Here is a 22,260-nt window from a genome sequence, read left to right as displayed (position 1 = left end):
CAAGCGTCAGCGCATCGAGGCGTTCGACCAGCTGCGCGGCAGCCGCGTCCGGGCTGATGTCGCCGCCGCCTCCGACCATCTCGGTCGCCACGTATCCAGGGTGCAGCAGCATCACCGCAATCCCGCGATCCTTGAGATCCAGCGCCAGCGACTTGCCAATCGCGTTTACGGCCGCTTTTGATGCCCGATAGCCGTAGTAGCCACCGGAGCCGTTGTCCGCCACCGATCCCATGCGACTGGTTACGATGCCCACCTTCGCGCCCTTCGCCAGATGCCCCGACAAAGCCTGCACGGTGCGCAGCGGCCCGAGCGAATTGACTTCGAACTGCCGACGCATCCGCTCGAATCCGTCCTCGTCGATCTCGCCAAGGGATTCCCTGGAAAGGATGCCGGCGTTGCAAACCAGCACGTCGATGCGCGTGTCGCCCAGGCGTTTCGCCAGTGCCGCCAGCGAATCAGCGTCGGTGACGTCGACGCCGGCCTCGACGCGCGCACCAGTCGCCTTCAAGGCATCGCTGCCTTCACGGCACGCGCCAATCACGTCATCGCCGCGTGCGGCATAGTGCCTAGCAAGTGACAGCCCGATCCCGCGGTTTGCCCCGGTGACAAGAATGGTGGACACGGCTATCTCCTGATACTGGATGGATATCAGAACATGGAGTCAAGCGTGCCCGTGATCAAGCGGGGCTGGGGAAACGGTGACGCGCAAGGGAGTGCATATCCGCGAACCCCGCACATTTGCCCGACTGCGCATCAACATCTGCGAAAGACAGATCTGATCAGTGCCGCACTGGCTCTACTTGCGCCGCCCATCCAGCCTGGCAAGAGCATCTTGGTGCAGGCTTGAAAAGCGCAACCGGCTCCGGGCCTGGCGGCATCCCTTCGGCTTTCACCGTCGATCATTGCACTGCCTTGAGCAGCTCGCGCAGGCGAACGGCCTCTTCGCGTATGGTGATCTGGTTGCCCAGCGCATAGACCTGATCGCGCCGGATCGCGCCGAGTGCGCTCGGCACATCAGGATCGGCGTGGAGCTCGGCGGGGTTTGCAGAAACTTCAAACAGTTTGGCATCCAGCATGTCCGCTTCGGTCTTTGCCTCCAGAACAGCGCTGGTCGGATCGAAGCGGACGTGGCGAACGACCGTCGGCATGTGCTGGTAGATATCGCCCACCATCATCTCGATGTCGCCGCGAATGACGCCGACCGTGTCGCGGTAGGCGATCAGGCCAGCGCGCAACGTCGCATCCGGGATGAGATCAAGCTCGCCCCTGGAGACCAGCTCGTCAATCGTGCCCAGACGCCAGGCCGGCTTCCACCAGCTGTCCAGCAGGTTGAGGCCCGAGCGGAATTTCGCGTCGTCCTCGGGGTTGAGCTGCCCCGTTTCTGCCGCTCCAATGACAACGCCAATCTCGTCAACCATGCGAACGCTGAAAGCGATGCGCTGGTCGGCCTCGGCGATCGTCTGGTCGAGCTCCGCACCGAGCTGCGCCAGCACTTCATCCTGCCGCGCATGCCTGAGACGATCATCATTCCAGTTGGAAGCCTGGATACCGAGCAGGACACCGAGCGCGACGATCAACAGCTCGAATATCATTCCGGACCAGTCGCGCTGGCGAAAAAACGCGAAGGCTCGCTTGCTGATCACGTCGTTGCCTCACTCGTTGCCAGCTTGAATAGTGCGTTGGAACGAGCAGTTGACGCAAACACCGTAGGCTGGCCCCGGCACCCGAAGATCGGGACCGTCACAATGCCGAGAGACGACGGCAGATCCCAAATAGCGACGCAGCACCATTGCCCGAAATGGGTCGGCATGCCCGACTGCTGAATGTCTCCGTCAATGCCCACCGAGCCGCAAAACCCCGAAAGACGTGTCAGGTGGCACTTTTCGAATGCAATTCCGGGGAGGAGCAAGCAGGCCGGGAGCTACTCGAATCCGTCGGCAAAGATGCTATCCGGGTTGTCTGCCTCCACCGCGCCCACGTCGCAGCCGGGCAGACCATCGCCGTCACCGTCCTGGGGTCGGCTGAGACCGCGTTGATCCTCGCTCAAACAGGCGTCGCTCACGCCATGATCGATGGCATTTGCACCGGGCAAATACGTCTGCGTGAATCCGCCGTTGTCGGCCAGCGGACCCAGACCCGGGTCGACATCGAGCTGATCGCTCGCCAGCATCTGGTGCTGACAGCGCGTTGAGTCGCCGAGAATGTTGCCGCCGTCCAGCGAACGCATCACGCGGCAGTCGTCGGCCAGAGTGCCCGGTCCGTTGCCGGACAGTATCGTGTTGCTGATGAAGGTGCGGCCAAAGCCTCCGTGAACGTCATGGATGCCGCCCACGATTGGATTGCCGAAGGCCCCCGTGTTGTTGGTGACGGTGCAGTTTCGAAGCGTCAGTGTGGCATTCCCGTCGACCAGCACCGCACCAAGGCCGCGATTGCCGGTGATCGTCACGTTCTCCAGCAGCACCTCGTTGGAATTATTGAGCAGGAAGGCGCCATCGAAGCGGGCCAGGTTGGCGCTAACCAATGTGCGCCGCAGCGTGATCGGAGCGGCATCGTCGGCGTAGATGGCGCCGGCCTGGTCACCATGATTGCCACTGAGTTCGCTGTCGCTCAAGTCCAGACAGGAATCGGCACCGGCGGTAAAGATCGCGCCGGCGAATGCGCTCATCCCGCCTACATCCCCGGGGTCGCGATTGTCGAGCAGGCGAACACGCTCGCCGACGATACAGCCGCGGTTGCTCAAACCCACGGCGTCAACGAAGACCGACGAGCGGTTGTCGCGGATCGTCACGTTTTCGAGTTCCAGCTGTACAAGCGGGCCAACGCGCAACCCGGCGCCGCCACCGCGACTGAACGAGAAGTTGATCAACACACCGTTGATCAGGCTCAGCCCACGCAGACTGATCGCCCGAGGCGCTGCGGCATCCTGCAGATCCAGCACGCGGTCCAGGGCCGCTGCATCGATCACCGTGGCGTCCGACCCGGCGCCGATCAGTTCCAGCGCATCACTGACATCGAGATCCCCGCTCGCACCCAGATCTTCTTCCGCGCCAGGCAGCGACAATGTATGGACTCCACTTCCCAGCACGACCTGATCGGCACCAGCGAGCGCATTGCTCTCCTGCAGCGCGGCCCGTAGTGTGCAGCCGCCGCCATCAGCCAGACACACGCCATCGCCAGGATTCGCATCGGCCGCATCATCGAGCCGATCAACGCTGAAGCTTGCTGCGTGCACCAATGAAGGTGAAAGCACGATGCACAGCAGAAACGTGGACAGCTGCAGTTTGGACAAGCTCATCATGTTTCCTCAGGGCTCTGACAGGCGGATGCCGGCGTGAAAATGCGATCGAAGCAAGGGGCAGGTTTTGCACGTCCTATGTTGCAAAAGTGCAAAGGTAAGTGAAAGCGGGCCTTTCGTACACTAGATTCCTGAATCTCCGCACACACGCTTGTGGTGAGTGCGCCCTGGAGCGGGATTTGGTTGCATCGCTGCGAGAAGCGCTGAGCATCGGAACCACGAAACTCCTCATTCTTCTTCGGTTCGGCCTGAACCGACGCCCATGGCGTGTGCTTGAGCCTTGCGCCGAAGACCTGGGCAAGCGAGCGCAATAGTGTGAAAGCTCAAACGCGACGTCGGATGGTGTTTCTGTCGCCACACGCAGCAAACCTTTCCTTTCTGGAGATGCATCGTGATCGAGCACGTTATCGATGTCACCGGCCACCGGGGTTCTTCCATTGCCAGGCGATTGCTGACGGGCGCCGGCCTTCTTGCCCTGCTTTGCGCATGCGCGACGTCGGTTGCAATGGCAGCGGGCGGCAGATTTGCCGCACGCGACCCATCGGTTGGTGCGACGGTCCCGGTGCCGCTGCCATCGGATGCTGTACCGGCGCATCCCGCTGGGCCGAATGCGGCATGCCTGTCTCCCGCGGGCAGGACATCCAGCGGCACCTACTTCAACTACGCGCCGGGAAATGCGGTCGTCTACCTGAACATTGGTGCCGGCAATGCCATGACCGGCGCTTCCGTCGATGCATCCGTCAGCTCACTCGCACCGGCTCGGCCTTCGGATTCCATGATCCTGTTTTCTTCAACAGCCCCGGATGATCCGAATGGAATCATCTTTCAACTGACCGATGTGGAAGGCTCGGACGCCGCAGAGGTTTCGACAGGCGGAATTGTCCATCTCAGCGAAAGCAACCTTCCCAATGTCGTGGCGGACACCGACGGCATGCTCAGGATTGAATGGTTCGACCGCGATTCACAAGGCGACAATCCCGCGAAACCTGATGTCTTCTGGTCTCAAGCTGCCGCACCGAGTGTTTGCCAGGGCATCCATCTCGCTTGTACGAACCAGGCAGCCTGCGACGTTGTGGTGGGAGGAAGCGATACCGGGTTGCAAGCGGCAGCAGCAACGACCATGGCGACCGACAAAGCCCAGTAGTTGGCTATGGCGCTCTCAGGCACCGTCGTTTGCCGGCGCGACGGCTCGCTTTAAAACAGGAAGCAGATCCAGCCTGCCCCGCGCCGTGAGTTCAATGGCGCGTCCCTGACCGCGGCGCAGCCAACCGCAAGCGCTGAAATGCTGGAAAATCTCATCAGCCAGTTGACCCGCAAGGTGGTCCCTTCTTTCAGACCAGTCAAGACAGGGGTACGCGAATCGCCGACGAGCATTCGGCGGATTCACCTGCAAGCCGAGGGCCGACAACCAACGGTGCCCTGCATCGGTAAGCTCGAATCCGTCGCCAGACGATTGCAGGCACCCGTCGCTCTTCAATGCGTCGAATAGCTTCACCGCCAGGCTGCCAGCCAGGTGGCCGTAACAACAGCGGGCAAAGCGAAGGCACTGACGATCGGGGTGGCGCCACTCACGATCATGACAATCGCGTTCGGCCACCAGGGCCAGCGCTTCGAGCGCATGAGCCACGTCAGCATCCGCGAGACGATAGTAGCGGTGCCGGCCACGAGGCTCGCACACGACAAAGCTCGCATCCATCAGCTTGACCAGGTGGCCGCTTGCGGTCGCCGGCGTTATCGACGCTGCCCTGGCGAGCTCGCCCGCACTGGCATATTCACCGGACAGCAGATACGACAGGATCCGAGAACGCGCGGGATCGGCGATCATCGCCGCAACACGCGCAAGTCTGGGTTCGTGAGGTGCTGTCATGGCCTTACATTAGAGCAGACAGGGAATCGCTGGGAACCTCCCCGCGATCCAGCAACCCGTAGTCGCGAACGACATGGGCTACGCGCAAACGATAGCGGGCCAATACCGAACTCCGTCCCTCCTGTTGGGCGCCCCGGTGCAAGCCGTGACAACGCCAGGCTCGCACGGCCGCCTCATCACGCCAGAAGCTCAACGACAAATAGCGGCCCTTGCTGGTTACGCTCTCGAACCGTTCTACCGAGATGAACCCTTCCATCGCCTCCAGCGCCGGACGCAACTCGGCGGCCAGTTCGAAGTATCGATCGGTTGCTCCCTCGCAGGGCTCCAGCTCGAAGATGACGGCGATCATGGAGCCACCTGCCGTGGCTGGTCACACGCGCTGGCCACATCCTCGAGCCAGGTACGTTCCTCGCGCAGAATGAATCGCTGTGTATTCGCCATTTCGAAATTGGCACACGCCTCCGGGTCGGCCTTCAACCGGGCCCGATAGCGTTCGTAGGCGGCCATGCCGTCGAAGCGGATCAGGCCCCACGCTATGTCGTTGCTGCCCTCGTGAGGCAGGAAATAGCCGACTAGGTGGCCACCACAACGTGGAATGACATGGCCCCAGGTTTCCGCGTAGCGCTTGAACGCTGCGCGTTGAAATGGATCCAGCTGATAACGGATGAAGCACGTGATGGACATGATGGTGGATCACTCCCGCCTGGCGACCGAGCTACTCTGCATTCTCAGTGACCAGGGATGTTTCGGTCCGTACCGAATCGTGCCCCATGCAGGGGGCGCAGAACTGATGCGCGAAACGAGACATCGCCAAGGCAACGCGTTGTGGCCTTTTGGGTCGGTCATTCCGCTTTGGAAAAACCCAATGAAACGCCCTCACCCCGGGCTCGCTGGCGTGCCCATGAGCGGGTCCTCCCGCTGTTTGCCTTTCACGGGTGCAACCACGCAACGCCAGGTAGCCGACCTGGTCAGACCCGGCGCTTGGCCAAGCCACTCCACGTTGGTCCGTGTGTCGACAGCCCAGGCTTGCCCCAAAGCACAAACTTCGACCCGACTCCGTTTACCATGGCAGGCACATGACCGCACTCAAACGTCGCCGCCACCTTATTCGCCGCAGCCTGCTGGTGCTCGCTGCTGCCGCCATCGTCAGCTACGTGCTGCTGGTTCTATTGCTGCACCCTTCGAACGAACGCGACTGGTCACCTGATCAACAGCGCCTTGCGACCGCGGAATTTTCCGGCGACAGCGTGCGCGTGCGTAACGTGCGAAACGCCTACTATCGATCGACGACAGACTTCGATGTGCACTGGGAAGATCGCACCTACGACCTGCGTAAACTGGAATCGGTCTGGTATATCGTCGAACCCTTTGCCACGTGGCGCGGACCGGCGCACACGTTCCTGAGCTTCGGCTTCGGCAATGGCGAATATGTAGCCATCTCGGTCGAGATCCGCAAGGAGCGGGGCGAATCCTTCTCGCCGCTGCTTGGACTCTTGCGCCAGTATGAGCTGACCTACATCGTCGGTGACGAACGCGACCTGATCGGCCTGCGCGCCAACCACCGTCACGACGACGTGTACTTCTACCCCATGCGCGCGACCCAGGCCGCGGCGCGAGCGCTGTTCGTCTCAATGCTGGAACGCGCCAATGCACTCGCACTGCAGCCGGAGTTCTACAACACGCTCACCAGCACCTGTACCAGCAACATCGTTGATCATGTCAGCCTCATCGCGCCGGAGCCCATTCCCTACAGCTACAAGATCATGCTGCCGGCATACTCGGACGATCTGGCCTATGACCTCGGCCTGATCGACACGGACCTGCCCCGCGAGCAGTTCCGCTCCGCTTTTCGGATCAATGATCTGGCGCTGGAACATGCCGACAACGCGGACTTCTCCGAGGCAATTCGTTCGCGTCTGAAGTGAGCCCGGCTAGATTGCAAAAAACGTCGAAACTGTCTGGTCAGTGTGTCCCTCTTGTACGCCGAGGAAATCGCAACCTGACCGAGTCTTGGCCATCGGGTACATAGGTAGACCTGCCCCAAGCCCTACTGACGAACTGACGATAGGCCTCGCCGGACATGCCGGTCGAAAAGATTGATCGGCCCCAGACTGACTGGCGCGCCCAGGCATTCAACCGGCATCCGATCCCCCTGAAACGTTTCTGATAGCGTCGACGCTGGGTTAGCATTCGCCTTTGCTCCTGCAAAGCAGCCATTCCATGAGCCATCACGATTTCATTGAAGTCTACGAAAACGCACTGCCGCGCGAGATCTGCACGTCGCTCATCCAGCGCTTCGACGCCAGTGCGGAAGCAAAGCGCGGCAGCACCGGCAGCGGCGTCGATGTCAGCCACAAGAACAGCTGGGACATTGGCCTCGCCGGGAAGCCACAGTGGGCGGCCGAAGAGCGGGCATTGAACGACGCGATGCTCGCCGGCTTGCTGCAGTACGTGCGCAAGTACGCGTATGCAATTCTCGGCCCGCACTGGTTGAACCTCGTCGACCCTGCGACCGGCGTAAGGAGGGCACTTGATCCGGAAGCTGTAGCAGCGCTGCCGGACGACACGCTGCGTGCCGTGGTGGCGAAAGTGTTCCGTCCCGGCAACATAAACCTTCAGAAATATATCGCCGACGAGGGTGGTTATCCGCGCTGGCATTGCGAACTGGCGCCGAAGGCGGACCGCTTCGAGACGCTGCACCGCTCGCTACTTTGGACGGTTTACCTCAACGACGAATTTGACGAAGGCGAAACCGAGTTCTACTACCAGCATCGCAAAATCGCACCGAAGACCGGCGCCCTGCTGATCGCCCCGACAGCGTTCACCCACACCCACCGCGGCAACATGCCAAAAAACCGCGACAAGTACATCGCCACGTCATGGATACTGTTCCAACGTAGCGAGCAGGCTTGAGGTTGGTCTGATCGACACGGAACCTGCCACGCGAGCAGTTCCACGCCGCTTTTCGGATCAATGACCTGACGCTGGAACATGCCGATAGCGTGGACTTCTCTGAGGCGGTTAGTTCGTGTCATCAATTGTGGGGTCTATAGCTCGGTTCAGCAGGAAGAAGGACGGAAAGCGTAGTCTTTCTGGAAGCAGGCCACTACGCTTCAACCTAGTGGCACCCCGTCGGCCACACCTAGAAAAACGATTCCATCCAGGCGACGAACGTTTCTCGCTTGCGGGAAGGAACCCTGCGAAAAGCCAGCAACAGTCGTTCCTCAAGGTGATCCGCTGCGAATGAGCTGCTATCTACAGCAGCGATTTCTGACGGCTGGGCACCGGCGACACCCCTTCCCGTCGCCAGCCACTCGAACGCTACGCAGCAAGCATCTGCAACGCTCAGCAGGTGTGAAACCGTGGGTGATGTGCCATTCGGCAGTTCCCACTGGGCCACTGCGCTAGGTTGCACGCCAATAGCCTTTGCAAGCGCTGCCTGAGTCAATTTCCCGAGACGCCTCGAATGCCGGATCCTAACCGGAAGGGATCCGGAAAATGCCTTGTCGGAAAGACGACGCTTCGGGATAGCCATTGGTCCTCACTTAAGCCCTGCTTAGCATCCAGCAAAGCTTACTAGCATTACTCAGTCTACCTGAGTTAGTTCCCCATATCTATAAAGCGCTGCGCATTAAAGAACGCCTATTAAGTGACTCTAATGCTGCCATCACTATGCGCTATTTTTCATTTATCGGAATCCAGGCATCATCGAGATCGGGAACAGGAAGATCAACCAATACATCACTTAACCCACTTCATATTTATCTTTTAGCTCTTGAGCGGGCGCCCCCGGATTCGTAGTCACTCATCGCGCAATCGATCACCTGTGGGATCGGACATATAGCTTGCTATCGAGTGTATGCGACATTGCTTTCTGCCTTCATCCAACACGAATCACTGGACCCCAATCTTCGCGTTTCTCGAAAGCTCCAAGACGACAGGATAGGAAAGCATGTCGAACTCAAATGGCGGCCTGATCGTAAAAATGCCGGACGGAGAGGGCTTCGAACTGAATGGCAGCACCCCTTTGTCTGATGTACTAAGTCATATATCCTCCAAGCAAGGAAGCAGTATCGACGGCGCGCTTCTACAACTGTGGGATCATTTGAACAACAACGGAAAGTCGAACTCCAAGTTCGGCCAGTTGCTCGAAAGCGCGGTCACTCAGTTCTCCACCAACAGTACATTTCTGAAGGGCTTGCTGGAGGGACCTGTTGGCAATTTTCTGCTTGACACGCAAGGCGAAAAAAAAATGCCAGTGCCCCGCAAGCTTCGGGATGCGCAATCGTCACTTATCTACGAACTGGAAAGCAGCAAGAAATTCGCAATCAAGAACGGAGATGTCACGTTCGCCGCAAAAGGTGGTATGGGATTCAGCGCTACTTTGGACGTTCTCAAAGCGTCACAAGCCGGGCTTCGACCGCCACTCGCATTTCCTGCAAGTGACGCGATCCTGAAGGCATCAATCGCAGGGACCGTAGACGTTGAGGGCTCTTTCAAGGTTCCCTTCAATGGCGGTAGTGCGAACGGAAAGGCTGGTACCGGAGCCGCCATGGCCCTAAACGCTTACTACCAATGGCCATCGGAAACAACGATTGTTGGAGCTCTGGTCGATAGCATCTCTGATTTGGTAACGCCCTGGGATCTGGAAAGCGTAGGCCGGCAGTTGTCGCAGCCGAGCACAACCGGCGAGTGGCGCGGCCTCAGAAGATTCTCGCTCGATGCATCGGGCCGCTTGGATCTTTCCGCTTCGATTGCTGCTGGCTACACCTGGGCCTATGCCGGCACCAATTCCTACAACGGAGCAAACATCTCGGCAGATGCAAAGGTTGGTGCTGGCTTGTCTGTCGGCTGGTCGAGGTCCGGACAGTTTCGCATTGCCGTGGAGCGCTTGTATCCCGACCAGAGCATTCGCGTCAGTGTAGCGAGACTCGACAAGGGCGGTCGCACGTTTGGCTTTGATCTCACCGCCGAAATGTCTGTCAAGGGGCTTGGCGACATTGCACAACCGATCGTTGACCGCCTGCTTCCGGATCAGGGTGGGCTACTCGAAAAGCTCCAGAAATGGAGTGCTCCTGGTACTACCCTAATTGAGAAGCTGGACAAATCCATAGGAACGAAGGATCCGACCATCAAGCTGTTGGCCGAACTTTTATTGGGACGTGCGTCTTCGGGAGATGCAGTGGCACACGTAAAGATGCTACTGCTGAATGAGATCAAGGAGCAAATCAATACGGCGACGCCTTTTTGGGGTGACCTAGAAGACCCGAATGCAATGGCGAGGAACCTTGGCCGGATGCTGGCTGAGCGTTTTGGAACCGAGGGAGAGGATACGAAGGCTGTCGTAAATTCTCTGGCTGTCTGGCTAGCCAAGCCACTGAAAGCGATCAAATCCGAACTTGAGGAGGACCTCGCCGAAATCGTTGACGGTAACGCAGGAAGCCTCGAAGGTCTTTTTGCTGTCTTCGCCAGCATAGGAGAAAACGTCAATGCACTAGTGACAAAGGCAAACGAGGCCGCAACGAATCTTCTTTCCCCAGCAATCAAGTTGCTCACCTTCTACGAAGAAGCGCGCACAAAGGTCATCAAGGCTCTCAACGCCGCATTCGACATCAAGCTTGGGCTTGCTCTCAAGGCTACGTACGCGAAGAGCGAGACGAGCGACGTCGAACTTGCATTCACGATCAGGAAGATGACTCCTCGAACCAAATTGCTCTACCGCTCGCTGCTAACCGGACGGCTCGATTCACTGTGGGACATACTTGAGCAAGCCCGCGAATGTGAAGAAATCAGTGAGATTGAGGGCATCTTCTCAAGCACAGTCAAGCGTGAACGCAGCCTCAATTTATCACTCAACCTTGGTAGTCACGGTATCGCTTGGACGCGATCGAATCTCTCAGAAGCCAGAGTCGACGTAGACGCCAGCGGAACGATCACGATTGCCAGCGGCAATTTCTCGAGCGCTACGAGCGTCAAGGCGTTTGGAGAATCCAGCGGCGCACGAATGATTGGAAGCATCGACTTCGCGGCCGCTTTAAGCAACCCACGCTCCGCATTGCCACTGACCCTTGGATTCGACTTCAACTACGAAGACAAGAGAATGAAGCCCAAAGAGCTCAGCAATTACCTGTCGTCATTTAATTCCTCTGGCTTTTCGCGACAGCTTTTTTCGAGCGAGGCGATCGAACACGCACTGGATGTCTACGGAGACCAACCGCTCCAGGCAACCATTTCTTCAGCAGTTTCACTTGACATTCTCGCGCTGCAGTCGCTGATTGCCAGCAGTGCAACGACGCAGGGTGCCGAGCGCATCCTCAACTCGGCGCGATCAGCGCTGGTAGCCGTCGGCGCCGCCAACCTTAGTATCGCAACCCTTCGTGCATTGGCGAACAGTACCGACGCACGAGATGTCGCCAGGGAAATCGGCGAAATCGCTGGGCTGAATGAGGATCAGTTATCGTTGCGCTTCAAGGAAAAGACGGGGGTGCCCCTGCCGTCAACCACACAAGATTCTCCTGCATCTCGACTCTATCGAAACGTTCGTGCAATAAACCAGCTGGCAAGCGGCCTTCTGGACTCACTGAGAGCAATGGGTAGTGCCGGCGACGCATTTTCAGCAGCCAAGGCGAAGGCAGCGACACTCGATTCAGTCCCTGTACGCCAAAGAATCTACTTCAAGGCTCTGGACAGCATCAATGAGCGCGTCAACAGCGGACTGGCTGGCTGGTTTCGACAATTCTACTGGGTCGATGAGGCACCGTCATTTGCCGTCGCACTTCTCGCGACACTCGCCCAATTGACAAACGAAGATGACGTCCTGCTCGTAGCAATCGCTCGAATCAGTGCACCGGATGGAACAGCGCGAATCATCGCGTTCTGACGGTTTCTCGTTGGGGAGTGAATGTGGACTATTTTTCGCGGGCCGCCACCAAGGAGACGAAATTCCCGGGTGAACTCAAGGCTGGTTCACGTGGAATCAATGTCCGCAGGTTGCAGGAGTGGCTAGGCCTGCAAGGGTTCCCCGTCGTCATTGATGGTGACTTCCAGGCGGCCACCGGCATGGCACTGAACCTGTATCGCGAGCATTTGGGTTTGCCAACTAGCAACACGCTCGACGCGGAATCTTGGTCGGCGCTTGTAACCCCCATGCAAGAACTCCTGGCCATTAAGGCGTTGGACGGACAGATGACAACCTATACCCAAGCCGTTCTCGAGCTGGCGTTGAAGCACGCAGAAAGGCGACCCGTAGAGATCGGAGGGCAGAACTGTGGACCTTGGGTGCGTGCATACATGTCTGGAAATCAAGGCGCAAATTGGCCGTGGTGCGCTGGTTTTGTAACCAGCATCGCCAGTCAGGCAGCAGAAATCATGGGAGTTCCTTGCCCGCTGCCACGCACATTCTCTTGCGATGTGCTCGCCAAAGATGCGCAGAACTCAAGGCGCTTTCGAGCCGAAAGGAAATTCTCCGAAGCGGAGCTAACAGATTGCCATGTCTTCATCGCTCGGAAAACACCAAACGACTGGACGCATACCGGATTTGCATTTGCGCCGAGCGGGAAGGCATTTCGCACGATAGAAGGCAACACCAACGACGACGGAAGCCGCGAAGGTTACGAAGTCGTGCTACGAACCAGAACAGCCGACTCCAAGGATTTTATCGACCTTGGCCTGATCAACTAGTTGCGGGAATTTATCTAGAAAAGCATGCGTGTCTTGACCTGCCCCCAAACTCAGCATCGGCAGGCTTTCAGCAAAGCCCTTGGTTTCGAGAAAAGCGCTCGGCGATGGTTCTGTGGATAGGACGCTTTGTTCGAGTAGGGATTCCGCGAACTCGGATGGCAGGTGACCTACGCGGCGCCTTTGCTCTCCATCCGTTGGCTTATGAAAATTGCAGATGCCCCAGTTGTATCCCATGGTACGAAAGTGGACCTGACCCCGATGCCGCGAAAGTGCAACCTGACCCTTACTTCGGACCCTTGTCTCGCAATAATCGGGCGCCCAAAACTGACCTGAAAAGTGCAACCTAACCCGAGTTTTGGGGAGCACTACTCTATGGACCACACGACTTTTCCGCACTGCGAGAAGACACATGGACACAAATAAACAGCATGAACTTACTCGAAGTGGCTTCTTGAAGCGACTATCGGCAGCCATCTTTTTCACAACCGCGGGGAAATGGATGGCGATAGTACTTATCTCAAGCATTTCTACTGTGGCAGGGTTTGCGTTTACTCCCGTTCACGATGACGAGTTGGTACTTGTAAGCAGCTTTGGCAGAGTCACCGAAGGGCCACTAGATCCTGGCATTCATTGGTATATGCCATATTTCAATGTTATTCGTAGATATCCAACAACGCGGCAATTTCTGCTCATAACAGATAAGACCGTAGAACCCGAGAAGATTCTGGTTGAGGCTTTACTGGATGACGGTGTGTCCGTGAACACCGCAGACAACGTGCCGATCAAGGTTCTACTTGAAGTTAGCTACAAACTCGACAAGAGTAGTCTAGCAGTAGTCGCTCTCATCGAGAACTTCGGAAGATCCAGCACTCAATATGGAGAAGCCAAAATTGAGAAGTTGATCGGAGATATCTGCAGAAACGCAGCACGATCAGTCCTGACCAGCAAAACACTAACAGAAGTCGAGACACAAGTTGTGAATAATAGCGAGGCGATTATTGACCTTGCCATCGCTAAGGGTTCTAACAGAAGGTACTCATCCATTCCTGAACTAGGCATCTCAATTCTTACTTTGGGCTACCGCATTAAAGTAAATGTCGAAGTCAGCAAATCACGGATCCAAAGCGCCACAGAACTCCAGATAGAGGAGCTCCGCAAACGAACTATTGCGGCCAGAGCCGCCGCCGACGAGACAGAAATCAATCTCAACCTCGCTCTGGCGCAGAAGCGCGTGGAACTGGCAAAACTTCGCCGCGCTGAGTTTGATGAATCCCCTGAGTCACTTTCATGGCAAATCGGCAATGATCTTACTCAGCGGTGGAATGGATCACTGCCTAATGTTGTCGCAATCGGAAGAGACTTAGCGGAGTTGACGATCGATACGCCACCGATGAGTGCATCGGGGAGAAAATCAGCTAGTTCTGAACACAAATCCGAGTGAATACTATCGAAAATTCACAAGGGCCTCGAATTCTGAATAGTCCACCCCACCTACACCGTACATTGAATTCGAAGAAGACCGGATTTGCAGAGATCCGTTGACCAATCGGACAAGCGTTTCTGCTAGATAGAGCCCAATTCCCTCTCCAGGGATTGAACTTTGGGTTGCCAGTTGTCCGCGGTATCCTCTCAAACAAAGCTTGCATAACTCGTCTGGGGTTACCATAGGACCAATTGATTGAACTGTCGCCTGCACCCTGATGCCCGGCATGGGATTGTCTTGCACTTCAATGGTTATTATTTGACCGTCTGGAGAGTACTTGACAGCGTTGTCGATCAAGACGAAAGGAACCAATTCGAAAGCTGGCATTACATCAATCTCATTCCGAGATGGACCATGAAGTTGAATTTCAATTCCTCTTCGACTTGCGGCTCGAAATAGAATTTGGCGCGCCTTATCGAACTTCCTGTACAGCCCCGCGCTATACCTTACTTGCCTAGAAAGAGAGTCAGGGTTGATCTCGAAATCAGCGAATGTTAGACGAGATGAGATAAGCCCAGACATATAAAACGCATCGTCTGCTCGCTGGCCAGCTTGCGCATAGTTATTATTACTTATACATTTTGACACTTCTTCGCACGAATTGGCAACCTCAGCATTGAGTCGCCTAGTTTCATGCATTATCCCGTCCAGAATTCTATATAGCTTGATCCTTCCAGCTTCCGCGCTCTCTGCCCTTGCTAGCGCATCGTCAAGCTCCTTGATGAGCTTCTTCAGCTTCCTATCTTGCTTGTCGTAATTCGTCATTACGCCAACCCCTTTATGATCTGCACTAGAGCTATCTTAGCGAAGGTAACGACAAGCTCTTTTGCCTCTTCGGGTATTCCTCCAACTTTGAGCTTAGTGGCATCACGTTTCTGAACTGCGCGAATGAATCTCTGTTCGAGTTCGAATACTTCATGAATTTCGACTCCTCTTTCAAGAAGCGTTCTTCTTAGTCTGAGCCACCGCTCCTTTGGGCTACCCACCTTTAGTAGACCAGACTCAATGGTTCGGACCCACTCATTAGTGGAAGCATCTTTAGGAAGCGATGCGTCAACGCTCCGCAATGCCTCGTTATATCTAATGTCGTACTGAGCCCCAGAGTAGGAGACAAGAAACTTATCCGGGTAGGATTTTCGAATCTCAGCGACAAGGTGAGCACCCTCCAATTCTGAGTGAAGAGCGCCACCAACCCCTCTAATATCACACACTACGATCGGGTACTCAGCAACTTGATCTACCGCTCTAATATCACCTAGCTCGACAATGCTAAATTTGTGCGCACGAAGAGAATCGGATTTGGCAAAGGGTTCGTCATCGATTACAGCTATCTGATAGTTTCTTTTCAATTGCATCAAGTTTTCAAGCGATGGTCGCAGCGACGACAAGGGCTTTGGATTTCCTATCTGGAAGTACATCGACTTTCCTAATGGTTATGACAACCGCTCCGTAGAAGAATGAGATTCATCCCAGCAACAAATGTCCAAGCCAACCTGACACGCTCTCCAATGAGCAGCGAAATCAGGCGCATTAGCCTTGAAATCTTGTTTCTGCTGGTGAGTGGGTACGCGAGCAGAACAATACCCACCAAGCAATAGTGCACTTTAACATCCAAGAGATTTTCTATTTGACCACACCGGTAGTCAATTCGACCCACTGCTACGATTACTGTTTCGTTACCTCAACCCCGCATTAATCCGATCCAACACATCCAGTCCAGGACTCAACTCCCCCACTCCCAACCTATTCAACGGCGCCTCCACCGTTCCCAGGTGTTGATGCAGGTCAGAAGGGTCCGGATCGACATACAGCAATCCCGTCACGACCTCCCCTTTCGCATGATGCTGTTGCACGTAGTTTGTGGCGGCGATGTGGTCGCGGGGGTCGTAGTCGGGTTCGATCTTGTGCAGGCGTAGGGTTGAACCATCGTGTTGGGCGACTTCGATGGATTCGCCAGGTTCGTAGTCGACAAGGATTTCGCTGCGGGTCGGGATGACGTCGAGGCGGTTGACGGCGTCGTTGTGTTCTCTGACGTACTCGTAGCTCTTGGTGCTGCCGGCGTGGTTGTTGAAGGCGACGCAGGGGCTGATGACATCGAGGAAGGCGGCGCCCTGGTGCAGGATGGCACCCTTGATCAACGGGACCAGTTGCGCCTTGTCGCCGGAGAAGCTGCGGGCGACGTAGGTTGCACCGAGTTGCAAGGCAAGGCCGATCAGGTCGATCGGTGAATCGGTATTCTTCACACCTTTCTTCGACATCGAGCCTTCATCGGCGGTGGCCGAAAACTGACCCTTAGTCAGGCCGTAGACGCCGTTGTTCTCGACGATATAGACCATGTTGACGCCGCGGCGCATGGCGTGGACGAACTGGCCCATGCCGATGGAGGCCGAGTCACCGTCGCCGGAGACGCCGAGATAGAGCAGCTCACGATTGGCCAGGTTGGCTCCGGTCAGTACCGAGGGCATGCGTCCGTGCACGGTATTGAAGCCGTGTGACTGGCCGAGGAAGTAGTCGGGGGTTTTCGAGCTGCAGCCGATGCCGGAGAGTTTGGCTACACGATGTGGTTCGACGTTGAGTTCCCAGCAGGCCTGGATGATGGCTGCGGAAATCGAGTCGTGGCCGCAGCCGGCGCACAGCGTCGAGATCTTGCCTTCGTAGTCGCGCCTTGTGTGGCAGAGCGCGTTCTTGGGAAGGGTCGGATGGTGGAGCTTGGGCTTGGTGATGTAGGTCATGTGACTGGCTCACTGTTCCCTGTCGGGATGGGTGGAAACTGGCAACGGGCGAATGCGCGCTCGGCTTCTTTCATGAGTTCTTCGGCATCCTGCGCCTCCGACCAGCCACGTTCGGGTTTCATGTATCTCGAAACGCTGACGACATACATGAAGTCGCCGTTGGTGTATTGAATGGATGCACGCATCATGTCGCCACCCTTGCGCTTGCCCATTGGCAGCTTCATGACCGATCGGTAGGTGGTAGGTGCCTTGCTCTGGTAGTCCTTGCTGACAATGGATGCATCCTTGACGCCCGCCTTCACCAGTGGAACCACCTGCTCCTGGAAGTAGAAGGTATGCAGTTCGCGCACCAGCTCCGGCGTCATCTCCGTCGCCGGGACGCCGATCTCCACCTTCTCGACATCCACGCGCGTGATGTTGAGAAAGCTGATGAACGCTGCCGTTCCGCCGGCCTTGCCGAAGCCCTCATCGAGCTTGATGTCGCGCGAATCGAAGTTGGGTATCTGGCAGCGATAGTCTCCCATCGGGGCGACGTAGGTATCGCCTTCCATCGTTCCGTGGACGCTGCTGGCTGCGAAAGCTGGCGTCGTCATCAAGCAAACCAGCATGCCACTCAGCACAGCAAGGCGGCACAGGTTTGCTTCCGAAATCATGCAACTCTCTCGGAGGCGTGCGAAGACACGCTCGCGCCGCGCATGTGCTCGGCAATGGCACGGGCGATAAAGCGGGCGGTGATCGGGGTGCCGTCGTAGTGCAGGATCTTGACGACGCGGGCCGGGTCGAGATCGAACTCGTTGATCAGCAGACTGCGCAACTGGGCATCGCGGTTCTGTTCGATCACGAAGACGCGCTCGTGCGAGAGCACGAACTGGCGCACCGATTCGGGAAACGGAAAGGCGCGGACGCGTAACGTATCGAGATGCAGGTCCTGGGCTTCCAGCGCGTCGATGGCTTCGGCCATCGACGGGCTGGTCGAGCCGTAGAAGATGGCTCCGAAGGCGGCCTTCTTCTGCGCCGTGCGCAGGATCGGCTGCGGCGTGATGGCCTTGGCCGTGTCGAACTTCTGTAGCAGGCGCTCCATGTTGTAGGTGTAGTCGGGGCCACGTTCGGAATAACGCGCGTAGGGATCGCGCGAGGTGCCGCGGGTGAAGTAGCTACCCTTGGTCGGATGCGTGCCGGGATAGGTGCGGTACGGGATGCCGTCGCCGTCGACATCCTTGTAGCGACCGAAGTCCCTGCCCGCTTCGAGTTCCTCGGCGGTCATGACCTTGCCGCGATCGTAGTCGCGCGCATCGTCCCAGGTGAACGGCTCGCACAGGCGCTGGTTCATGCCGATGTCGAGATCGGTCATGACGAAGATCGGCGTCTGCAGGCGATCGGCCAGATCCAGTGCCTGGGCCGAGAATTCGAAGCACTCGTGCGGATCCTCCGGAAACAGCAGCACGTGCTTGGTGTCGCCGTGCGAGGCATAGGCGCAGGCCAGCACGTCGGATTGCTGGGTGCGCGTTGGCATGCCGGTCGAGGGGCCGCCGCGTTGCACATTGATGATGGTGACCGGGATTTCGGCGAAGTAGGCCAGGCCGATGAATTCGTTCATCAGCGAAACGCCGGGGCCGGAGGTGGTCGTGAAGGCGCGCGCGCCGTTCCAGCCGGCACCGGTGACCATGCCGATCGAGGCGATCTCGTCCTCGGCCTGGATGATCGCGTAGCGGTTCTTGCCGGTTTCCGGATCGACGCGGTATTTCTGGCAGTAGGACTGGAACGCTTCGGCCAGTGAGGAAGAGGGCGTGATCGGATACCAGGCGCAGACGGTGGCACCGCCATAGACGCAGCCGAGTGCGGCAGCGCTGTTGCCGTCGATGAAGATCCTGTCGCCGACGTTGTCGGCCTTCTTTACGTGAAGGCCTATTGGGGCGAGGTGCTCTTTGGCGTGGTCGATGCCGAGATGCAGGGCATGGATGTTGGCGTCGAGCAGTTTGGCCTTGGCCTTGTATTGCTGCTTGATCAGCGTTTCGATGACGTCAGGGTCCATGCCGAGCAGGTGCGAGACCGCGCCGACATAGATGATGTTCTTGAACAGCTGGCGCTGGCGTGGATCGTCATAGGTGGCGTTGCTGATGTGGGTCAGCGGCATGCCGATGACGGTGATGTCGTCGCGAAAGCGGGATTTCGGCAGTGGCTTGCTGTTGTCGTAGAAGAGATAACCGCCGGTTTCGATTTCCTTGACGTCCGCATCCCAGGTTTGCGGGTTCATCGCGACCATCAAGTCGACGCCACCGCGACGCCCGAGCCAGCCCTGTTCGTTGACGCGGACTTCGTACCAGGTGGGCAGGCCCTGGATGTTGGACGGGAAGATGTTGCGCGGGCTAACCGGCACGCCCATGCGCAGGATCGATTTCGCGAACATCTCGTTGGCCGAGGCGGAACCCGAGCCGTTGACGTTGGCGAACTTGATGACGAAGTCGTTGGTGGCGGTGATGGGGGTCATTGCAGAGACTGCCGATGAAGCATTGCAAAGTCAGGATCAAGAGCACCACCCTCATCCCCCTTTGGGACCTTCTCCCGCCAGCGGGAGAAGGAACAACGATGAGCGTTGGCGAACTTGATGACGAAGTCGTTGGTGGCGGTGATGGGGGTCATGGGGTTGCTCCCCTGTGAGAAGCAACAGCAGGAGCACCACCCTCATCCCCCTGCGGGACCTTCTCCCGCCAGCGGGAGAAGGAACAACGATGAGTGTTGGCGAGCTTGATGACGAAGTCGTTGGTGGCGGTGATGGGGGTCATGGGGCAACCCTCGCATCGAGGCAGCCAGCCTGTGTAGGAGGCCCTTTCAGGGGCGATGCTTCTGGTGCGACGTGTTGAAGAGCATGGCGACCGAAAGAAGTCCCCATTTCGGGACGGCTGAAGCCGCTTCCTACGATGGAATTGTGGTGTGCAACCCGACGAAAAAGTGGCAGTGCGTCGTCGCGCTCTTCGTAGGAGAGGCCTTCAGGCCCGATGCGTTTCGGGTGGGATGCAGAAGAGCATCGTCCCTGAGAGGGCCTCCTACGAAGAGCTTTTGCGTTTGTGTCGACTGAAGGGGCCATCACGCGGCCTCCTGCTTGCGGGTTTTCTTTGGGCAGGTCGGGGTGTTGGCGTGGGTCATTTCTATGAGGACTTTCTTCATGTCCCACGCGCCGGTGGGGCAGCGTTCGGCGCAGAGGCCGCAATGGAGGCAGACGTCTTCGTCCTTGACCATCACGCGCTGGGTCTTGAGGGGGCCGGAGACGTACAAGTCCTGGGTGAGGTTGAGGGCGGGTGCGGTGAGTTTCTTGCGCAGCACGTCTTCTTCGGCATTGGCGGTGAAGCTGATGCAGTCCATCGGGCAGATGTCGACGCAGGCATCGCATTCGATGCAGGCCTGGTCGGTGAAGACGGTCTGCACATCGCAATTGAGGCAGCGCTGGGCTTCCTTCCAGGCGGTGGCGGCATCGAAGCCGAGTTCGACTTCGGTGCTCATGCTCTTGATGGCTTCGGCGAACGGAACCAGCGGCACCTTGAAGCGTTCGTCGCCGGAGATGTCGTTGTCGTAGCTCCACTCGTGGATGCCCATCTTCTGCGAGAGCACCTTGACCTCGGGTGGCGGGCGGTCGGCGGTGGATTCGCCGGAGAGCAGCCGGTCGATCGAGATCGCCGCTTCGTGACCATGGGCGACGGCCCAGATGATGTTTTTCGGGCCGAAGGCGGCATCGCCCCCGAACAGCACGTGCGGCAGGCTCGACTGATGCGTGCGTTCGTCGACGACGGGCATGTCCCATTCGTTGAACTCGATGCCGAGGTCGCGCTCGATCCAGGGAAACGCGTTTTCCTGACCGACCGCGACGAGCACTTCATCGCAGTCGAATTGCTGGTCGGGCTCGCCGGTAGGGATCAGCTTGCGGCGACCGCGCTCGTCGAATTCGGCACGCACCTTCTCGAAGGTCATGCCGGTGAGCTTGCCGTTATCGTGCACGAAACTCTTCGGCACAAGGAAGTTGAGGATGGGAATGCCTTCGTGGGCGGCGTCTTCCTTTTCCCAGGGCGAAGCCTTCATTTCGTCGAAGCCGGAGCGGACGATGACTTTCACATCCTCGCCACCAAGGCGGCGTGCCGAGCGGCAGCAGTCCATGGCCGTGTTGCCGCCACCGAGCACGATCACGCGCTTGCCGATTTTCTTGACGTGACCGAAATAGACCGACGAGAGCCAGTCGATACCGATATGGATGTGTCTGGCCGCTTCTTCCGAGCCGGGGAGCTTCAAGGCGCGTCCGCGCGGTGCGCCGGAGCCGACGAAGACGGCGTCGTAGCCTTTCTCGAGCATGCTGCGCATCGAGTCGATGCGATGGCCGCCCTTCAGTTCGACGCCGAGATCGAGGATGTAGCCGACTTCCTCGTCGATGACCGATTCGGGCAGGCGGAAGCGCGGCACCTGGGTGCGCATGAAACCACCGCCCTTCGGGTCGGCTTCGAAGATGGTGATCTCGTAGCCCAGAGGGGCCAGATCGCGGGCGACGGTCAGCGAGGCCGGGCCCGCGCCGATGCAGGCGATGCGCTTGCCGTTCTTCTTCGCGGCTGGCTTGGGCATGCGTGCCTTGACCTCGCCCTTGTTGTCGGCGGCCACGCGCTTGAGCCGGCAGATCGCCACCGGTTCGGGTTTTTCACCGTTGTTTTCCTCGACGCGACCGCGCCGGCAGGCCGGTTCGCAGGGTCGGTCGCAGGTCCGGCCGAGAATGCCCGGAAACACGTTGGACTCCCAGTTGACCATGTAGGCATCGGCGTAACGCCCTGCCGCGATCAATCGGATGTATTCGGGGACTGGGGTGTGGGCCGGACAGGCCCATTGGCAATCGACGACTTTATGGAAGTACTTCGGATCACTGATGTCGGTGGGCTGCACCTGGTTCCCTCGCTGCGACAGGCCGGATCCCCCGGCGAATCGGGGCGCTCCACCTGATGTGAAGGTCCCGTGACACGGCTGAGCCGGAGTCTAGACACGGTGCCGCCGCGAATGAAAGACACGGCGCACAATTGGGGGATTCGGGATGGGGATTCGGGATTCGATCCAGGCGGATTCTCGGCTGTTGATGGCTGGGCCAGAGGGTTGGATTGTTCGCGTTTGCCGAACCCTCTACAGACGTTCCAGACGCTGTAGTGCTCGAGCTCTGGGGATAGCGCTCCGCATGCCC

Annotated in this window: 20 protein-coding genes; 6 read left to right on the top strand and 14 right to left on the bottom strand. The window is 58.0% G+C overall.

What is annotated here, in order from left to right:
• The 3 genes from R3F00_RS07600 to R3F00_RS07590 all read right to left on the bottom strand — a co-directional run.
• A partial coding sequence (locus R3F00_RS07600) for an SDR family oxidoreductase (protein ID WP_371281174.1) occupies nucleotides 1–622 on the bottom strand: 622 nt, incomplete at its 3' end.
• A gap of 277 nt (nucleotides 623–899) precedes the next feature.
• Nucleotides 900–1,643, bottom strand: coding sequence for a hypothetical protein (locus R3F00_RS07595; protein WP_371281173.1), 744 nt, complete (start codon nucleotides 1,641–1,643; stop codon nucleotides 900–902).
• Between the two features lie 278 nt (nucleotides 1,644–1,921).
• A complete protein-coding gene (locus R3F00_RS07590) occupies nucleotides 1,922–3,295 on the bottom strand; it encodes a choice-of-anchor Q domain-containing protein (RefSeq protein WP_371281172.1) in 1,374 nt (457 codons plus the stop codon).
• Nucleotides 3,296–4,070: 775 nt separating this feature from the next.
• Between R3F00_RS07590 and R3F00_RS07585 the strand changes: the two genes are divergently transcribed.
• Nucleotides 4,071–4,439, top strand: a complete 369-nt coding sequence (locus tag R3F00_RS07585; protein WP_371281171.1) for a hypothetical protein — start codon at nucleotides 4,071–4,073, stop codon at nucleotides 4,437–4,439.
• Nucleotides 4,440–4,454: 15 nt separating this feature from the next.
• Here the strand turns inward: R3F00_RS07585 and R3F00_RS07580 are convergent, their stop codons facing one another.
• The 3 genes from R3F00_RS07580 to R3F00_RS07570 are packed head-to-tail and all read right to left on the bottom strand — an operon-like array spanning nucleotide 4,455 to nucleotide 5,846.
• Nucleotides 4,455–5,162, bottom strand: a complete 708-nt coding sequence (locus tag R3F00_RS07580; protein WP_371281170.1) for an ArsR/SmtB family transcription factor — start codon at nucleotides 5,160–5,162, stop codon at nucleotides 4,455–4,457.
• A gap of 4 nt (nucleotides 5,163–5,166) precedes the next feature.
• On the bottom strand, nucleotides 5,167–5,511 hold the full coding sequence (locus tag R3F00_RS07575; protein WP_371281169.1) for an antibiotic biosynthesis monooxygenase: 345 nt from the start codon (nucleotides 5,509–5,511) through the stop codon (nucleotides 5,167–5,169).
• Nucleotides 5,508–5,846, bottom strand: coding sequence for an NIPSNAP family protein (locus R3F00_RS07570; protein ID WP_371281168.1), 339 nt, complete (start codon nucleotides 5,844–5,846; stop codon nucleotides 5,508–5,510). The genes R3F00_RS07575 and R3F00_RS07570 overlap by 4 nt, the downstream gene beginning before the upstream one ends.
• A 392-nt stretch (nucleotides 5,847–6,238) precedes the next feature.
• Here R3F00_RS07570 and R3F00_RS07565 point away from each other — a divergent pair, with 392 nt between their 5' ends.
• Together R3F00_RS07565 and R3F00_RS07560 are read left to right on the top strand one after the other, a co-directional pair.
• Entirely contained in the window at nucleotides 6,239–7,087 is an 849-nt protein-coding gene (locus R3F00_RS07565; protein ID WP_371281167.1) for a DUF4105 domain-containing protein, read from the top strand.
• 295 nt (nucleotides 7,088–7,382) lie between these two features.
• Nucleotides 7,383–8,075: a 2OG-Fe(II) oxygenase gene (locus R3F00_RS07560; RefSeq protein ID WP_371281165.1), complete on the top strand. Its 693-nt coding sequence runs from the start codon at nucleotides 7,383–7,385 to the stop codon at nucleotides 8,073–8,075.
• A gap of 229 nt (nucleotides 8,076–8,304) precedes the next feature.
• On the opposite strand, the gene R3F00_RS07555 is transcribed toward R3F00_RS07560, so the two are convergent.
• A complete protein-coding gene (locus tag R3F00_RS07555; RefSeq protein ID WP_371281164.1) occupies nucleotides 8,305–8,697 on the bottom strand; it encodes a helix-turn-helix domain-containing protein in 393 nt (130 codons plus the stop codon).
• 417 nt (nucleotides 8,698–9,114) lie between these two features.
• On the opposite strand from R3F00_RS07555, the gene R3F00_RS07550 reads away from it, so the two are divergent.
• The 3 genes from R3F00_RS07550 (at nucleotide 9,115) to R3F00_RS07540 (ending at nucleotide 14,283) form a co-directional block, all read left to right on the top strand.
• The gene (locus R3F00_RS07550) at nucleotides 9,115–12,042 is read left to right on the top strand and encodes a hypothetical protein (protein WP_371281163.1); all 2,928 of its coding nucleotides are present in this window, start codon (nucleotides 9,115–9,117) and stop codon (nucleotides 12,040–12,042) included.
• 23 nt (nucleotides 12,043–12,065) lie between these two features.
• Entirely contained in the window at nucleotides 12,066–12,842 is a 777-nt protein-coding gene (locus R3F00_RS07545; protein ID WP_371281162.1) for a peptidoglycan-binding protein, read from the top strand.
• Nucleotides 12,843–13,251: 409 nt separating this feature from the next.
• Nucleotides 13,252–14,283, top strand: coding sequence for an SPFH domain-containing protein (locus R3F00_RS07540; protein ID WP_371281161.1), 1,032 nt, complete (start codon nucleotides 13,252–13,254; stop codon nucleotides 14,281–14,283).
• Nucleotides 14,284–14,286: 3 nt separating this feature from the next.
• Here the strand turns inward: R3F00_RS07540 and R3F00_RS07535 are convergent, their stop codons facing one another.
• The 7 genes from R3F00_RS07535 to R3F00_RS07505 form a co-directional block, all read right to left on the bottom strand.
• Nucleotides 14,287–15,090 carry an ATP-binding protein gene (locus R3F00_RS07535; RefSeq protein WP_371281160.1) on the bottom strand — a complete coding sequence of 268 codons (804 nt, stop codon included), beginning with the start codon at nucleotides 15,088–15,090 and terminating at the stop codon, nucleotides 14,287–14,289.
• A complete protein-coding gene (locus R3F00_RS07530; RefSeq protein ID WP_371281159.1) occupies nucleotides 15,090–15,743 on the bottom strand; it encodes a hypothetical protein in 654 nt (217 codons plus the stop codon). Before R3F00_RS07530 ends, R3F00_RS07535 begins: the two co-directional genes overlap by 1 nt.
• Before the next feature lie 258 nt (nucleotides 15,744–16,001).
• Nucleotides 16,002–17,057: a 2-oxoacid:ferredoxin oxidoreductase subunit beta gene (locus R3F00_RS07525; RefSeq protein ID WP_371281158.1), complete on the bottom strand. Its 1,056-nt coding sequence runs from the start codon at nucleotides 17,055–17,057 to the stop codon at nucleotides 16,002–16,004.
• The gene (locus R3F00_RS07520; protein ID WP_371281157.1) at nucleotides 17,054–17,650 is read right to left on the bottom strand and encodes a hypothetical protein; all 597 of its coding nucleotides are present in this window, start codon (nucleotides 17,648–17,650) and stop codon (nucleotides 17,054–17,056) included. Before R3F00_RS07520 ends, R3F00_RS07525 begins: the two co-directional genes overlap by 4 nt.
• A gap of 56 nt (nucleotides 17,651–17,706) precedes the next feature.
• The gene (locus tag R3F00_RS07515) at nucleotides 17,707–19,545 is read right to left on the bottom strand and encodes a 2-oxoacid:acceptor oxidoreductase subunit alpha (RefSeq protein WP_371281156.1); all 1,839 of its coding nucleotides are present in this window, start codon (nucleotides 19,543–19,545) and stop codon (nucleotides 17,707–17,709) included.
• Nucleotides 19,542–19,697: a hypothetical protein gene (locus R3F00_RS07510; RefSeq protein WP_371281155.1), complete on the bottom strand. Its 156-nt coding sequence runs from the start codon at nucleotides 19,695–19,697 to the stop codon at nucleotides 19,542–19,544. The genes R3F00_RS07515 and R3F00_RS07510 overlap by 4 nt, the downstream gene beginning before the upstream one ends.
• Before the next feature lie 444 nt (nucleotides 19,698–20,141).
• Nucleotides 20,142–21,971 carry an FAD-dependent oxidoreductase gene (locus tag R3F00_RS07505; RefSeq protein WP_371281153.1) on the bottom strand — a complete coding sequence of 610 codons (1,830 nt, stop codon included), beginning with the start codon at nucleotides 21,969–21,971 and terminating at the stop codon, nucleotides 20,142–20,144.
• Nucleotides 21,972–22,260: the final 289 nt, after the last annotated feature.

It is taken from the genome of Dokdonella sp., from assembly GCF_041395345.1.
GTDB lineage: Bacteria > Pseudomonadota > Gammaproteobacteria > Xanthomonadales > Rhodanobacteraceae > Dokdonella.
Note: the sequence above shows the minus strand (reverse complement) of the source record. Positions and strands in the feature narration are given on the sequence as shown.